This window comes from Polaribacter marinivivus (assembly GCF_042651285.1).
GTDB classification, from domain to species: Bacteria; Bacteroidota; Bacteroidia; order Flavobacteriales; family Flavobacteriaceae; genus Polaribacter; species Polaribacter marinivivus.
This window is the reverse complement of the sequence record NZ_JBHSCY010000001.1, coordinates 1039234-1055423: the sequence shown is the minus strand read 5'-3', so window position 1 is coordinate 1055423 and position 16190 is coordinate 1039234. Positions and strand designations below refer to the sequence as shown.

The window sequence follows — 16190 nt, the reverse complement described above, 5'->3', positions numbered from 1 at the left end:
AAATGAAATTATCTAAAGAAGCTTTTATTACCAAAATACATTTAGTTATATCTGTAATTATAGTAATACCTGTTTCTTTCATTTATGGTTTTAACCCAAGTTCTCAGTTTGATATTTCACTTAACACAGTAGATGAAAACAATTTTTTTAAAGCTATTATGGGTTTATACATTGGTTTTTCTTTATTATGGGTTTTTGGAATATTTAAAACAAAATTTCTAAAATCGGCTTTACTAAGTAATATGATATTTATGCTAGGCCTAGGGTTTGGAAGACTTCTGAGTATTTTTATTGATGGTACACCTACTTTTGGATATACTTTTGGAACTGCTGCAGAATTACTTTTAGGATTTTATGGATTTTGGGTTATCAATAATAAAAAGGTATTTTTGCAGAAAAAATAATCTTGGTAAAAATAGACAACATAGAATTATCTGACTTTCCATTATTGCTTGCACCAATGGAAGACGTTTCTGACCCACCTTTTAGAGCATTGTGTAAAGAAAATGGAGCAGATGTTGTATATACAGAATTTATTTCTTCAGAAGGTTTAATTAGAGATGCTGCTAAAAGTGTGATGAAATTAGACATCTATGAAAAAGAAAGACCAGTTGGTATCCAGATTTTTGGAGCTAACTTAGATTCTATGCTAAGATCTGTTGAAATTGTTGAGAAAACAAATCCAGATATTATTGACATCAACTTTGGTTGCCCTGTAAAAAAAGTAGTTTCTAAAGGTGCAGGTGCAGGTATTTTAAAAGATATTGATTTAATGGTAAAGTTAACCAGTGAAATGGTAAAACATACTAAATTACCTATTACTGTTAAAACGCGTTTAGGTTGGGATCATGATTCTATTAAAATTGTTGAAGTAGCAGAACGTTTACAAGATGTTGGTTGTAAAGCAATTTCTATTCATGGAAGAACTCGTGCACAGATGTATAAAGGTGATGCAGATTGGAAACCAATAGCAGCAGTTAAAAACAATCCAAGAATGCATATTCCTGTTTTTGGAAATGGTGATGTAAATACACCTGAAAGAGCTAGGGAAATGCGAGATAAATATGGTTTAGATGGAGCCATGATTGGTAGAGCTTCTATTGGATATCCATGGTTTTTTAATGAAGTAAAACACTTCTTTAAAACAGGAGAACATTTACCTAAACCTACAATTGCAGAACGTACAGAAATGGCAAGAAGACATTTACAAATGTCTATAGATTGGAAAGGAGAACGTTTAGGAGTTGTAGAAACTAGAAGACATTACACTAATTACTTTAAAGGAATTCCTCATTTTAAAGAATACAGAACAAAGATGGTTACTTCAGACGATCCAAAAGACGTTTTTGCTACATTTAACGAAGTAGAAGAAAAATTTGGTAATACTTTAATCACAGAGATTCCTCAATAATCAAATCATCTACAAAACTTTACAATTCGTCTACATTTAAATGCAGTCTGAATTATTTTGAACTTTTCAATAAACAATACTATATATATTTGTAGTGTAATTACTAATTAATCCCTAATAATTAGTAGTTACAAACCCCTAAACTCATAAACCTAGTGTTTAATAAATACTCATCCCTATTAAGAGTTTTTAGGTCATTTAGGTTTAATACATAAAGTTAAATCCTAGCTAGGTTTTATTATTATTTGAAAATCATTAATTCATATGTATCATTATATAGATACATCTACCTTATAAATATCTTTTTAAAACTGATATTTATCATACTTTTTTATAGTACATAATCTTAACTTTATTTTATTAATTCAAAACCTAAGATTATGAACACAGAAATTCAATTTGTAAATATGCCTACAAGTGAAACTATGGAAGCTTATATTACTAAAAAACTGAATAGGTTAGCAAAGAAGTTTGACAATATTATTTTTGTAAATGTTTTTTTAAAAAAGGAGAATAGCCAAGAAAATTTAGGTAGAATTTGTGAAATGCAACTAAGTTTATATGGTCCAAGAATATTTGCTTCTTCTAATGAAAAAAATTATGAGTTAGCTGTAAAGAATACCATAAGAGATTTAGAGAAACAATTGAAAAAAAGAAAAGGTGTGTTAAAACCATACATGTAGTTTTTTTAAAAGGCTTTAAAGAAATTTAAAGCCTTTTTTTATGTACAATTTAATTTTCTATAAAATTTTTATTTATTCTACTACTAGCAATTTTTGCTGCTATATAGCCTAATGTTGATATTGTTAAAATTACTACAATAAGATTTGTAAATCGAAACTCAACAGGATAAGGTAAATTTTGAGTTATCATAAAAAGACCAAATTGTTTTTGAACAAAAACTAGAATAACTCCTATTATTAGCCCAATACTCATACCAAATAGCGTTAATAAAAATCCCTGTAAAACAAATATTTTTTTTATTTCTTTAACTGTAGTCCCTAAATTAAATAAAGTTTTTAAATTTTCTTTTTTATCTATAATCATCATAATTATAGCACCTATAACATTAAACAAAGCAATAATAATGATGAGTGTAAATATTAAATATGAAACTAAATTTTCGGTATTTATTACTTTATAAAAAATAGCATTTAATTGCTCTTTAGTTTGTACTTTATAATTATCTCCAAATGCTTTTTGTAAATCTTCTGCTACTTCATCTGAAAAATTGGTATCCTTTAGTTTTATTTCTATAGAAGTTATTTCGTTTGATTTAAATTGTAATAAGTCTTTTGCTAAATTAAAATCTACAAATACAAATTTACTTTCAAAAGCTTCAGTACCTGTGTACAAACCTACAATTTGAACATTAGTTTTGTAAAAAGCATTATTTGGGTTTATAAATCCTTTACCTGGTTTGGGTACCATAATTGTTAATGGCTCAGTAAAATTTCTAATTCCCATAGATAATTTTAATGCAATAATTCTGCCTGCAACTGCTGTGTTACTATAATTAGGGTTTAACCAGCTACCAATACTTAAAGAAGAATCTATTTTGGTAATGTTTGTATAATTTTCTTTAACGCCTTTTATATAAGCAATTTCATTTTTATCATTATACTCTAAAAACACTCGTTCTTCAATAACACTAGAAAAATCATCTATATTATCATTTTCAATTAGTTTTTGTAAGTTACTATTTGATAAAATAAAAGATTTCCCTTTAACAGAAGTTATTTTTATATCAGGATCTGCTGCATCTAATAAACTATAACTAAACGTTCTTAAACCAGAGAAACCAGATAGGATAATAAATAAAGCAATAGAACCTACTATAATACCAAAAGAAGCTATAATAGTTATAATATTTATAGCACTATTTGAAGATTTAGAATATAAATACCTTTTAGCTATGTAGTAAGAAAAATTCAAATAGTTTATATGAATTTAACGTTTTTGACGTCTTGGTAAAACATCAGGGTTTTTTATTGGGTCTTCATCTTTACCTTGTAAAGACTTGTCTATTTCTTCTAAATAATCTAAAGTATCATCACCAAAAAATAACAATTCTGGCATTCTACGCAATTGATTTCTAGTTCTTTGAGACATTTCGTGTCTAATTAATGGAGCATTAGATTGTACACCCTTTATAATTTCTTCTCTTTTTTCTGATGGAAAAATACTTAAATAAACTTTTGCTACTCCTAAATCTGAAGTTACAAAAACCTTAGAAACAGATATAATTACACCTTTCATTCCATCTTGTGCCGCTTTTTGCAACACATCTACCAAATCTTTTTGCAGTACTCCTGCTATTTTTCGTTGTCTGTTAGTTTCTTCCATAGTGCAAATTTACAATTAATTTACGGAGTGTAAATCTTATTTTTTATGGCATACATTACTAAACCAACTCTGTTTTTTACATTTAGTTTTGTAAAAAGTTCATTTCTATAATTATCAATGGTTTTAGGACTTAAGCACATTATGTCTGCAATTTCTTTATAAGTTAACTCTGAACAGGCTAATTTTAAAAACTCTATTTCTTTTTCTTTTAAATCTATTTGATTTTCTATTTTACCTGTAATAGATTTCATAAGTAATTGAGTAACAGATTTTGTATGATAGAAACCATGTTTAGCAGTTTCTAAAAGAGCTTTTTCTAAAACTGATTTTTCTGTATCTTTTAATAAGTAACCAATTGCACCAGCTTTTAGCATTTTTAAAACAGTACTATCATCATCTTCTACAGATAATGCCATGACATTAACTTCTGGATAGTTAGTAGTAATCCAAGCAGTAGTTTCTATGCCGTTCATAATTGGCATATTAATATCCATTAATACAATGTTTGGCACTTTTGATGGACTATCTGCAAAATGCTCTGTAAGTTCTTTTCCATTTTTACAAGTATATAATACTTTAAATTGCTCAAAAGTATTAACCATAGCTTCTATGGCTTGTGATAGCAATGTATGATCATCTACAACAACTACAGTATAATTATTCATATTTATAAGTTATCTCTATTGATGTTCCTTTATTTTCGGCAGTTACAAAGTTTACTTCTGCACCTATTAGTTTAATTCTATTCTTTATGTTACTTAAGCCTATACCTTCTTTCTTTTCGTTTATCAAAAACCCAACTCCATTATCTTTTGCAAACAAAATAAGTTTGTCTTTTTTATAATTCAAAGTTACTTCTAAATTAGTTGCTTTAGAATGTTTTATAGTATTTGAAAAAAATTCTTGTAAAATTCTAAAAAGAACAATACTTGCTTTTTTATCAATTTCAACTTCATCACCTTCAACTTTATAAGTGGTTTCTATAAAATTTAAACGGTTAAAACGATCTACTTCTAATTGCAAAGCTTCTCTTAAATTAATGTTTTTTATGGCTTCAGGATTAATTAATTTAGATAAAGAACGGACTTCTGTTAATCCTTTTGTAATAGTTTCTGAAACTTCTTTAATATTTTCTGGAGTTGAATTTTGTAATTGTATTTTTGCTAATGTAAGAAGTTGCCCAATATTATCATGAAGCTCCCAACTAATATTTCTAAGTGTTGCTTCTCTAATTTCTATTTGTGTTTCTGCAATTTCTTTTTCAAATCTTTCTTGTTCTTCTTTTTGTTTTTCAACTAAAAAATTTTTCTTTTTTTGAAAAGTTGTAAATAATATTATTAATGCAATTACTATAATTAGTATTAATATAGTAGAAACTATTAATACAAATTCTCCATTTTCTTGCATGCTATTAAACCGTAAATAAAAATTAATTGATATACAGTAGCAAGATAGTAAATTATAGGAAACATATCTCTTGTATTAAAAATACTTGAATAGTATAAAGACCAGAAAGGAACAGATGTTAGGTAGAAAATTAAAAAGCTAACAGACATCCAAAATGAAAATAATTTCTTGTAATTTAAAATTCTGTCTGAATTTAATAATTCAATAAAAAATAAAATAACAAAAATACTATTTACTACACCTTCAAGTGGAACTGTATATAGTATGTAAAAGTCAAAAACAATACTTAATAGATAAACAATATTAAAAAAAAGAGCTAAGATTTTTAAAATTTTTAGTCTTGTTTTTTGCTTTATTAAATGATAATAAATAAGTGCAATACTATTAAATTCGAAAAATGTATATACATTATAAAGATCTATTGTATAGCCTGTTATATAAAATTCTGCTAAAAGATCTACAATTACTATAACTAAAAAATATAAAATAAAATACTTGTAAAATGTATAATCTTTGTATTTAGAATAATATACTAATGCAAGTAAAAAAGTTATGTAATGTAACGCTCTTCCAAATTCTTTAATAAATAAACCATCATCTGAAATCATATCTATTAATATGGTGGAGATGGTCTTAATCTATTTGCTGATGAACTTAATAATGAATCAGAATATCTTTCATTAGAAAAAGAACTATTTTTTAATTTATTATTTCTAACCAAATTTAAATAATCTTCTACTAATGTAGGTTTACCTTTTTTCGAATATAAAGGTTCAAATGCAACATCCATCTTATTATTAACAACAGTAGTTGGTGTAAAGATTAAAGTTGTTCTATTTCTTAATTTTGGATTTTTATGATCTTTAGGGTAGCTGCTAGGTATAATTCTAAAGCCAGTTAATGTAATATCTTTTTCTTTAGATATTCTTTCTACATAAGCTATATATTGCTTTAAATCCTCTAATTTATACCAACTATACTTAGTTGAAACAGAATCTTTACCTTTTGATACTTTTTTTAAATATTTATTTAATTCTTTTTTAGCTCCATTATCATATGCATCCATCATATTAATCATTTCTGAATACGTAATTACTTGTGATGGTAAACTATCATTAGGATAACAAGATTTGCTTTCTAATTGATGATTACAAGTAGTTGTATTACAAGAATAAAATAGTATTGAAAATAATACTAAAATTGTTGGTTTTAAAAACTTTGTTTTCATGTTTAAAATTTAAGTTGAATGGTTACTAAAGTACAATATATAAAATGATAGTTGATTTTTGTAAAAAAGAAAAGGGGTTTTTCTTTTTTTAAAAGGGTGTTTTTACTAGTAGTAAATTAATTAAAAATCACAACATTTGTAATGAAGAAAGAATTTTATTTGAATTCGTTAACTCAATTACTGGGAAAATTGCAAAAAAAAATCTCGAAACCTTTTGGTTTCGAGATTTTTTTTAATTGATTACTTTATTAATCTGCTAAAATAATCGCTTTATTATCATTCAATTCTATGGTACCTGAATCTATAGGTAGCATTAAAATTTTATCATCATCTGCATGTTGAGTTAATTTTCCTTTTAAATCGTTTAACTCTACATGTTCTTGAGAATGAACATGAATATATACAGTACCTTTTGCTAAATTAGAAACTACAGGTGCATGATTATTTAGCATCTGAAATTCACCATTTACGCCAGGAACAGATATAGAATCTACTTCTGATGAAAATAAAATAGCCTCTGGTGTTACAATTTCTAAAAACATAATTTTCTAGTTTTTAGTTTTTAATTTTTAGTTTTTAGCTATTTAATCATAACTCAATCCTAAAAACTCAAAACTCGTTTATGCCTCTGCTAACATTTTCTCTCCAGCATCAATTGCATCTTGAATTGATCCTCTTAAGTTAAATGCTGCTTCTGGATATTTATCTAATTCACCATCCATAATCATATTAAAGCCTTTAATAGTATCTTTAATATCTACTAAAACACCTGGTATACCAGTAAATTGTTCAGCTACATGGAATGGTTGAGATAAGAAACGTTGTACACGTCTTGCTCTATGAACTACTAATTTATCTTCTTCAGATAATTCTTCCATACCTAAAATTGCGATAATATCTTGTAATTCTTTATAACGTTGTAATATTTCTTTTACTCTTTGTGCACAGTTATAGTGCTCATCACCTAAAATATCTGCTGTTAAAATTCTTGAAGTAGAATCTAATGGATCTACTGCAGGATAAATACCTAACTCTGCAATTTTACGAGATAATACTGTAGTTGCATCTAAGTGAGCAAATGTAGTTGCTGGTGCTGGATCTGTTAAATCATCTGCAGGTACATAAACTGCTTGAACAGAAGTAATAGAACCTTTTTTAGTTGATGTAATACGCTCTTGCATAGCACCCATTTCTGTTGCTAATGTTGGTTGGTAACCTACTGCAGAAGGCATACGTCCTAAAAGTGCAGAAACCTCAGAACCTGCTTGTGTAAATCTAAAGATATTGTCTACAAAGAAAAGTACATCTTTACCTTGCGCTTCACCTGCTCCATCTCTAAAGTATTCAGCTATTGTTAAACCAGATAAAGCTACTCTTGCACGTGCTCCAGGTGGCTCGTTCATTTGTCCAAAAACGAAAGTTGCTTTTGAGTCTCTCATTCCAGCTTTATCAACTTTAGATAAATCCCATCCTCCTTCTTCCATAGAATGCATAAAATCATCACCATATTTGATAATTCCAGATTCTAACATTTCACGAAGTAAATCATTTCCTTCACGAGTTCTTTCTCCAACTCCTGCAAAAACAGATAAACCACCATGACCTTTTGCGATGTTATTAATCAACTCTTGAATTAATACAGTTTTTCCTACTCCTGCTCCTCCAAATAATCCAATTTTACCACCTTTTGCGTAAGGTTCAATTAAGTCGATTACTTTAATACCAGTAAATAAAACTTCTGTAGAAACAGATAAATCTTCAAATTTTGGTGCTTGTCTGTGAATTGGCAAACCATCTTTACCTTCTTTGGCAAGATTACCTAAACCATCAATTGCATCTCCAGTAACATTAAATAAACGACCATAAATATCGTTTCCTATTGGCATTTGAATTGGGTTACCTGTAGCATATACTTCTGCTCCTCTTTGTAATCCATCAGTAGCATCCATAGAAATGGTTCTTACTGTATCTTCTCCAATATGTTGCTGAACCTCTAAAACTAAAACAGAACCATCTGGTCTTTTAATTTCTAATGAATCATAAATTTTAGGAAGTTCATTGTTTTCAGTATTGAATTCAACGTCAATAACTGGACCAATAATCTGAGAAACTTTACCTGTTGTTGTAGACATTTTGTATCTAATTAAATTATTATTTTTAATATGGGATTTACCCTCTCATTTTCAAGGTGCAAAGGTACTTTATTTGATTGAAATTAAAAAACATTTATAAAAAAAAAGGTCTCAATTGAATTGAGACCTTTTGTATTTAGAATTTAAGTTAACTATTAGTTGTTAACTTTAATTTCAACTCTTCTGTTTTTAGCTCTACCAGCTCTTGTATTATTTTCAGCTATTGGCTCTCCTTCACCATAACCAAATGCTTTTAATCTAGTAGTGTCTACACCTTGCTTAACTAAGTAATCTCTAACAGCAATAGCTCTCTTTTCAGATAATTTTAAGTTTAATGTAGAATTACCTGTACTATCAGTATGACCACCGATTGTAAAAGTTGCTTTTGGATAATCATTCATGATTTTAACAATAGCATCTAATTGGTCAGTAACTCCTGATTTGAAAGTAGCTCTTCCAGAGTTAAATAATATAGACTTAGCAGTAAAATTAATTACCTCAGTAGCTTCTTTAGTAATTACTTCTTCTGGACAACCCATGTTTGAAGCAGGACCTACTTCGTTAACACACTTATCATCTTTATCTAAAACACCATCTCCATCAGTATCTGGCCAAGGGCATCCACCATTAGCTGCAGGACCTGCAGTAGTAGGACACTTATCGTCTTTGTCTAATACACCATCACCATCTGAATCTGGACAACCTTTGTTAGCTTTAGTTCCTTTATCATTTGGACACATATCATCTTTATCAGCAACACCATCACCATCTGAATCTGGACAACCGTTCATTGAAGCTAAACCAGCTACATTAGGACATGCATCATCTGAATCTTTGATACCATCACCATCAGCATCTGGACAACCATTAAACTCAGCTAAACCAGCAACATCTGGACAAGCATCATTCTTATCATAAATACCATCTCCATCAGTATCTTTTCCACCAAACTTAATTACAAGTCCTAAAGAAGATTGGATATGATCATTTACTTTATCAGCAAAACCAAATTTAGAAGCAGTTTGGAAGTTTACACCTAAGTTATCGTTAAACCAAACATTAAAACCAGCACCTGCAACTAACATTCCTTCTTTACCTTGACCTCCAAAAGAAACATATTCTCCTCCTAAAGATACGAAAGGATCAAACCAAGCAGTTTCACCAACTAAATTGTTTAAGTCATACTTAACATTTAAACCAAGTGAATAATAAAACTCATCTACATCACCTTCTACCATTAAATGGTCAATTTTATTCATTGTTCCAGCAAATTGTAAAGAAAAACCTTTATCAAGGTATTTATCTACAGTTAATCTAGATATAGATGGTAAAAAGTTCCAATCACTATTACCTAAGTGATCTTTTACATGGTCTCCAAAATTTCCAGATCCATAAAAGTCAACGATATTAGTACCAAAACCAATAACCCAAGGGTTATTTTCATCTTGTGCATTAACATTGCTTAATGTCATTAACGTAAACAACGCTAACACAGCTAATTTTAATTGTTTCATTATCAAATTTTTAAATTAAAAGTTCATTATTATTAAGAGCAAAAATAAGTTGTATTAACTTATCTTCAAAGACAAATCTACAAAAAGTTAAACAAAAAACAAGTTTTTTTAATGATTCTAAATAATTTGTAACTCTTTACCTACTTCAATAAAACTAGAAATAGCCTTATCTAAATGCTCTTTTTTGTGAGCCGCAGATAGTTGAACCCTTATTCTTGCTTTTTCTTTTGGCACAACTGGAAAGAAAAATCCTATGACATAAATGCCTTTTTCTAATAACTTATTTGCCATAATTTGAGATAACTTTGCGTCATATAACATTACAGGAACTATTGCTGCATCTGCACCAACTAAATCAAATCCTGCTTTTTCCATTTCTGTTCTAAAATAGTTTGTATTCCATTCTAACTGATCTCTTAAAGAAGTATCGTTTTCTATAAGTTCAAAAACTTTTAAAGAAGCTCCTACAATTGCTGGCGCTAAAGAATTTGAAAACAAATAAGGTCTAGAACGTTGACGTAAAATTTCTATAATTTCTTTTTTACCAGTAGTATAACCACCCATTGCTCCACCAAGAGCTTTACCTAAAGTACCAGTTACGATATCTACTCTATCCATTACATTTTTTAGCTCAACTGTACCTCTACCAGTTTTACCAATAAAGCCTGTTGCATGGCATTCATCTACCATAACTAAAGCATCATATTTATCTGCTAAATCACAAATCTCATCTAGTTTAGCAACAATACCATCCATAGAAAAAACACCATCTGTAACAATTATTTTAAATCTATGGTTTTGTTTGTTAGCTGCTATAAGCTGCTCTTCTAAAGAAGCCATGTCATTATTATCATATCTGTAACGCGCAGCTTTACATAAACGAACACCATCTATAATTGAAGCATGATTTAAACTATCTGAAATGATAGCATCTTCTTTTGTAAGTAATGGTTCAAAAACTCCACCATTTGCATCAAAACAAGCTGCATATAAAATGGTGTCTTCTGTATGATAAAAATCTGCAATCTTTTTTTCTAATTGCTTATGAATATCTTGCGTACCACAAATAAAACGCACAGAACTCATACCAAATCCATGAGTATCCATTGCATCTTTAGCAGCTTGAATTACTTCTGGATGATTTGATAAACCCAAATAATTGTTTGCACAAAAATTTATTACCTCTTCTCCTGTAGAAATTTTTATAACTGCATCTTGTGAAGAAATTATAATACGCTCTGATTTGTATAAACCTGCTTCTTTAATTTCTTCTATTTCTTTCTTTAAAGTATCTTTAATTTTTCCGTACATTTTTTATCAATTTAAGAATTACAAAGTTACAAAGTTTCTTTTGTTTGATTATACTTCAACAATATCAATATTATCATTTATGTAAATCAATAGTCTTTTAGCAACTTTAAAATTCATTTGCTTTAAAACTCTTGCATAATTTTTAATTTGTTGCTGATGTTTTTGAGACTCACTCCCTGTTTTGTAATCTATAATTGTAACTGTTTTTGAATCTTGAAACACCAATCTATCAGGAATTATTATTTGATTATCTATATCAACAATATCTCTTTCATTAAAAACTGTAACTTGATTTGAATAATAGGATTTTAATTCTGGATGATGCACTACATTTTCTATAGAGTTCTTAATATAAGCTAGCTGATCATCATCTAAAAAACCTTGTTCGTAAAATTGCTGAATTACTTTTTCTACGTCTTTTACAGTGTAAATTTTTGAAAATATATCATGAATTAAATTTCCAAAATCTATTGCTTTTCCTTGTTCTGTATTCCATAATTTTGAAGCACTTGCTAATAAAACGATATTATGTTCTTGCCAAGGATTAGATATAAATTGCTCATGATTTTCTGAGACACTTTTACTTTCTGTTTTTTTACTAACTCTTACTTTATTGCCAAAATTGTAATTAAGTTTATGATTGTCCCAAAGATTATTTTCTTGTAAATAATTTATAAAAACACCAGAAAAATAATTTGTGTTCACAATACCTTTACTAGATATTTTCTTTTCTGTAATTACATAAAGTTGCTCAACTGCTCTTGTTAGAGCTACATACAATAAGTTAAAATTATCTAATTCTAACTCTTGCCTTTGTTGATTATAAATTTCTAAACCTCTTTCATTTACAGCACTTATAGATTTTTTAAAATCTACATACAATTCAGAAAAATTAGTAAAATTTTCTGGCAATTTATCTAACCAAACTTTTGGGTTTATTTGATTGTAAATATTTACATCACAAGGAAAAATTACCACAGGAAATTCTAATCCTTTAGATTTATGAATTGTCATAATTTGCACAGCATCTGCACTTTCTGGAGCAACAATACTTAGTTTTTCTTTTTTTAACTCCCAAAAATCTAAAAATTCATTTAACTCTGCTCCTTTTCTTTGTTGTTCTAAAACAACATCTAAAAAAAACTGTACATAGGCATCTGAAGTATTAATCAAATTAAAACTCCTAATAATACTTTCTATTTTTTCATAAAAAGGAAGTTGATGTAATTTAGAAATTTGAAAGTCGACACCAAAGACTTGCAACTCATCAAATAGTAAAAAAAGTTCTTTTTTAGCAAATTGATGAAGAAATTGAGATTTGGTACTATTAAGTTTTAAATGCTCACTTAAAAAATATAAAATTTCAAACTTAGTTTCTTCGTCTTCTGGGTTCTGAATTAATTTTAAAACATCTATCAAGAAAGTAACTTTAGCACTATTTTTTAACAATAAAGTTTCAGATGAAACTATTGGAATTGCATTTTCAGACAAATAGTTAGCTATAGCAATACCATCTTTTTTAGTTCTAGTTAACACACAAATTTCTCCTAAAGAAAATTGTGTTCTTAACTCAAGTACTTTTGCTAAAACTTGTTTTGGATATCTTAAATCTTTATCATGTTTATCAGCCTCATCCTCTAGAAAAGTTAATGAAACATAGCCTCCTTTTTTTTTATTTTCTGACTGATTATTGCCATCAATAAACATTTTTTTATATACAGTATTCTCTAAAAAATTTGAAGTATGCTTAAAAAATTTATTATTAAAATCTATAATTTCTGAATAGCTTCTATAATTGGTTTCTAATTGTTGCTTCTCTTTTTTAATAGAAAAAGGATTGTTATTTTCTGAACCCAAAGCAATAAATTGTTCTGCTTTACCTCCTCTCCACCTATAAATAGCTTGTTTTGCATCACCTACCAACAACAAACTACTTTTTTCTTGAGCTAGTGCATTATCTATTAAAGGTATTAAATTTTGCCACTGTAAAACAGAAGTATCTTGCATTTCATCAATAAAATAATTTTGAAAACGTTGTCCAATTCTTTCATAAATAAAAGGCGCAGGTTGTTCTTTTATATTTTCTGAAATTAATTGATTAAACTCAGCATTTAACTGCAAATTATTTTCTTCTTTAATCACAGAAAGCTCATTATTAATCTTGTTTAAAACAGCTAAAGGAATTATACTTTTTGATAAAAGCTGACACAATAAATAATCTGAATAATAAGTATTGAATATTTCTTTTGATTCGAAATAGAATTGATACAATTGCTCTTTTATAGCATCAATAGTTTGTTTTGCATTTTCAGGTGTTTTTGCAGCATATAGATTTTTACCCTCCTCAATATTTTTATTTAATCTACCATCAAACTTTAATTCTTCAAATTTTAAAGTGCTTAGTTTTTGCATTTTTTGAAAATGCTTTGGATATTCTCCAGAATAACTAAAATCTGAAAATTGTAGATTATGATCTTTTATAAACTGTAAGGTTTTATCTGCTATAGAAGTAAACTTTTTTTCTATAACATCCATTTGATCTTTCATTTTCTTTTTTAAAGTGATAAAGTCATCTAATGATTTATTTGATAATTTTTTAAAATGTAAAATATCATCTTCATTTAATAACACTTTTGCAAACTCATTTAAATCTCTTGAAATATCCCAAGATTTGTCATCATCTGCTTTTTCTAAAGAATAATCTATTAATAGATTTGTTAGTTTTTTATCTGTACCTATTTTAGATATTAAAACGTCTACTGCTTCATTTAATAAAGTTTGTGCATCTAATTCTACTTCAAAATTTAGAGGTAAACCCAAATCGTAAGCAAAACTTTTAATGATTTTATGTGTAAAACTATCTATGGTAGTAATAGAAAAAGCTGAGTAATTCTGTAGAATTGCATCTAAAATTTTTATGCTTCTTTGTTTAATTATACTCTTATCTAAAGCTGTTTCTTGTAAAATTTCTGGCATTAAATCATTTTCTCTTTCTTCAGAAAAATCCTCTAAACTTTTTAAAACTCGCTCTTTCATTTCAGCTGCAGCTTTATTAGTAAAAGTAATTGCTAATACGTTCTGAAACGAAAAAATATTTTCTGAAGTTAAAATGATTTTTAAATACTCTTTTACGAGTGTAAAGGTTTTTCCACTACCTGCAGAAGCATTGTAAACTTGAAAAGTTGAAGGTTGATGCACAGAATTATTTTATTGCAAAATAATCTTTTTACAACCAAAAGACAAGCATCAAAAGAAAAGAAAAATGAATAGTTGGGTTTTCTAACCTAGACCAACATCAAGTGACATCATTACAATAAATCCGCCAATAAAACCTAAAGTGGCTATATCTGTATATTTATCTCTTTGTGTTTCTGGTATAACTTCTTCTACCACAACAAAAATCATTGCACCTGCTGCAAATGCTAAGGCATAAGGTAAAATAGGTGTAAAAAATGACACTGCTAAAGCTCCTAAAACTGCTGCTATAGGTTCAACCACAGCAGAAAGCTGTCCATACCAAAAACTTTTTCTTCTACTTACACCTTGTCTTCTTAAAGGCATAGCAACTGCAAAACCTTCAGGAAAATTCTGTATTCCAATACCTATTGCTAAGGAAATTGCTGCAATAATCATTTCTGTTTGCTCAACACCTCCTAAAGTTGATGCAGCACCAAATAAAACACCAACTGCTAATCCTTCAGGAATATTATGTAGTGTAATTGCTAAAACTAATAAAGTTGTTTTGTGCCAATTTGTTTCTACACCTTCTGCCTCTGTTTCTTTAAAATTAATATGTAAATGTGGCAACCATTTATCCATACCAAATAATGCTAAAGCCCCTAAAGCAAAACCAAAAGCAGCAGGAATTACTTTTATAAAACCTTCTCCAGGACTATTTTCTATTGCAGGAGATAACAAACTCCAAAAACTTGCAGCTACCATAACTCCTCCTGTAAATCCAAGCATACCATCTAATACTGCTCTATTTAATTTTTTAAAGAAAAAAACCAAAGCAGCACCTGCAGCTGTTAAACCCCATGTAAAAAGAGATGCATATAAAGCTGCTTGTATTGGATGTTCTTTACCAAATGCAACTATTTGATCAAAATAACTCATGATGTTTTTATGTATAAATTATTTGCAATTTTATTTGAAACTGAAATTCTTTTCTGATTTATTTCTATAATAACAGAATTATCAAATTCTTCTTTTTCTATAACTTTTATTGTTTTGCCTAATTCAATATTTTTTTTGTCTAAATATTGTAAAAACTCTGAGGAAGAATCTTCTACACCAACACACAAACCAATTTCATTTATTTCTAATGTTGATAATAATTTTTTATCAATCATATTTAAATTTCCATCTTTATCAGGTATAGGATCTCCATGAGGATCGTGTGTAGGGAAACCTAAAAGCGCATCTAGTTGATTTATTAACTTTGGAGACTGAATATGCTCTAATTGTTCTGCAACATCATGAACCTCATCCCAAGAAAAATTTAATTTTTCTACGAGAAAAACTTCCCATAATCTGTGTTTCCTTACAATGTTTGCAGCCACTTTTCTACCATGAAAAGTTAATTTAACACCTTGGTATTTTTTGTAAGCAACTAATTCTTTTTCAGATAATTTCTTAATCATGTCTGTAACAGAAGAAGCTTTTGTTTCTAATTTTTCTGCAATAGCATTAGTGCTAATTCCTTTATTAGGAGAAACCTCTAAATGGTAAATTGCTTTTATGTAGTTTTCTTCAGACTGACTAAACATTTGTAAAATAAAAAGACAAATATACAAAGTTTTGTTATATCAAAATCATTTTTTAGACTTGTCTAAAAATTA

At 28.2% G+C, this 16190-nt stretch carries 16 protein-coding genes; 3 read left to right on the top strand and 13 right to left on the bottom strand.

What is annotated here, in order from left to right; all coding sequences use genetic code 11:
• Positions 1 to 2 precede the first annotated feature (2 nt).
• The 3 genes from ACFOWD_RS04930 (at position 3) to hpf (ending at position 2094) form a co-directional block, all read left to right on the top strand.
• Positions 3 to 404 carry a DUF4345 domain-containing protein gene (locus ACFOWD_RS04930; RefSeq protein ID WP_377408606.1) on the top strand — a complete coding sequence of 134 codons (402 nt, stop codon included), beginning with the start codon at positions 3 to 5 and terminating at the stop codon, positions 402 to 404.
• Positions 405 to 406: 2 nt separating this feature from the next.
• Positions 407 to 1411: a tRNA dihydrouridine synthase DusB gene (gene dusB, locus ACFOWD_RS04925; protein ID WP_377408604.1), complete on the top strand. Its 1005-nt coding sequence runs from the start codon at positions 407 to 409 to the stop codon at positions 1409 to 1411.
• A 380-nt stretch (positions 1412 to 1791) separates the two neighbouring features.
• Positions 1792 to 2094 carry a ribosome hibernation-promoting factor, HPF/YfiA family gene (gene hpf / locus ACFOWD_RS04920; RefSeq protein WP_298991417.1) on the top strand — a complete coding sequence of 101 codons (303 nt, stop codon included), beginning with the start codon at positions 1792 to 1794 and terminating at the stop codon, positions 2092 to 2094.
• A 49-nt stretch (positions 2095 to 2143) separates the two neighbouring features.
• On the opposite strand, the gene ACFOWD_RS04915 is transcribed toward hpf, so the two are convergent.
• From ACFOWD_RS04915 to ACFOWD_RS04855, 13 genes are all read right to left on the bottom strand, one after another.
• A complete protein-coding gene (locus tag ACFOWD_RS04915) occupies positions 2144 to 3346 on the bottom strand; it encodes an ABC transporter permease (protein ID WP_377408602.1) in 1203 nt (400 codons plus the stop codon).
• A gap of 15 nt (positions 3347 to 3361) precedes the next feature.
• Positions 3362 to 3757 (bottom strand): 30S ribosome-binding factor RbfA, encoded by a 396-nt coding sequence (gene rbfA / locus ACFOWD_RS04910; protein ID WP_377408600.1) that lies wholly within the window; start codon positions 3755 to 3757, stop codon positions 3362 to 3364.
• 20 nt (positions 3758 to 3777) lie between these two features.
• Entirely contained in the window at positions 3778 to 4422 is a 645-nt protein-coding gene (locus ACFOWD_RS04905; RefSeq protein ID WP_377408598.1) for a response regulator transcription factor, read from the bottom strand.
• Positions 4415 to 5164 carry a sensor histidine kinase gene (locus tag ACFOWD_RS04900; RefSeq protein ID WP_377408596.1) on the bottom strand — a complete coding sequence of 250 codons (750 nt, stop codon included), beginning with the start codon at positions 5162 to 5164 and terminating at the stop codon, positions 4415 to 4417. The genes ACFOWD_RS04905 and ACFOWD_RS04900 overlap by 8 nt, the downstream gene beginning before the upstream one ends.
• Positions 5137 to 5772, bottom strand: coding sequence for a hypothetical protein (locus tag ACFOWD_RS04895; RefSeq protein ID WP_377408594.1), 636 nt, complete (start codon positions 5770 to 5772; stop codon positions 5137 to 5139). The genes ACFOWD_RS04900 and ACFOWD_RS04895 overlap by 28 nt, the downstream gene beginning before the upstream one ends.
• Positions 5773 to 5777: 5 nt before the next feature.
• Positions 5778 to 6392, bottom strand: coding sequence for a hypothetical protein (locus tag ACFOWD_RS04890; protein WP_377408593.1), 615 nt, complete (start codon positions 6390 to 6392; stop codon positions 5778 to 5780).
• Between the two features lie 248 nt (positions 6393 to 6640).
• Positions 6641 to 6934 (bottom strand): FoF1 ATP synthase subunit delta/epsilon, encoded by a 294-nt coding sequence (locus ACFOWD_RS04885; RefSeq protein ID WP_298991402.1) that lies wholly within the window; start codon positions 6932 to 6934, stop codon positions 6641 to 6643.
• A gap of 78 nt (positions 6935 to 7012) precedes the next feature.
• Positions 7013 to 8524 (bottom strand): F0F1 ATP synthase subunit beta, encoded by a 1512-nt coding sequence (atpD, locus tag ACFOWD_RS04880; protein ID WP_377408591.1) that lies wholly within the window; start codon positions 8522 to 8524, stop codon positions 7013 to 7015.
• Between the two features lie 155 nt (positions 8525 to 8679).
• On the bottom strand, positions 8680 to 10038 hold the full coding sequence (locus tag ACFOWD_RS04875; protein WP_377408589.1) for an OmpA family protein: 1359 nt from the start codon (positions 10036 to 10038) through the stop codon (positions 8680 to 8682).
• A 117-nt stretch (positions 10039 to 10155) separates the two neighbouring features.
• Positions 10156 to 11349, bottom strand: coding sequence for a glycine C-acetyltransferase (gene kbl, locus ACFOWD_RS04870; RefSeq protein WP_377408588.1), 1194 nt, complete (start codon positions 11347 to 11349; stop codon positions 10156 to 10158).
• 48 nt (positions 11350 to 11397) lie between these two features.
• Entirely contained in the window at positions 11398 to 14547 is a 3150-nt protein-coding gene (locus tag ACFOWD_RS04865; RefSeq protein WP_377408586.1) for a UvrD-helicase domain-containing protein, read from the bottom strand.
• Positions 14548 to 14628: 81 nt separating this feature from the next.
• Positions 14629 to 15465, bottom strand: a complete 837-nt coding sequence (locus ACFOWD_RS04860) for a ZIP family metal transporter (RefSeq protein WP_377408584.1) — start codon at positions 15463 to 15465, stop codon at positions 14629 to 14631.
• A complete protein-coding gene (locus ACFOWD_RS04855; RefSeq protein WP_298991389.1) occupies positions 15462 to 16118 on the bottom strand; it encodes a metal-dependent transcriptional regulator in 657 nt (218 codons plus the stop codon). The genes ACFOWD_RS04860 and ACFOWD_RS04855 overlap by 4 nt, the downstream gene beginning before the upstream one ends.
• Positions 16119 to 16190: the final 72 nt, after the last annotated feature.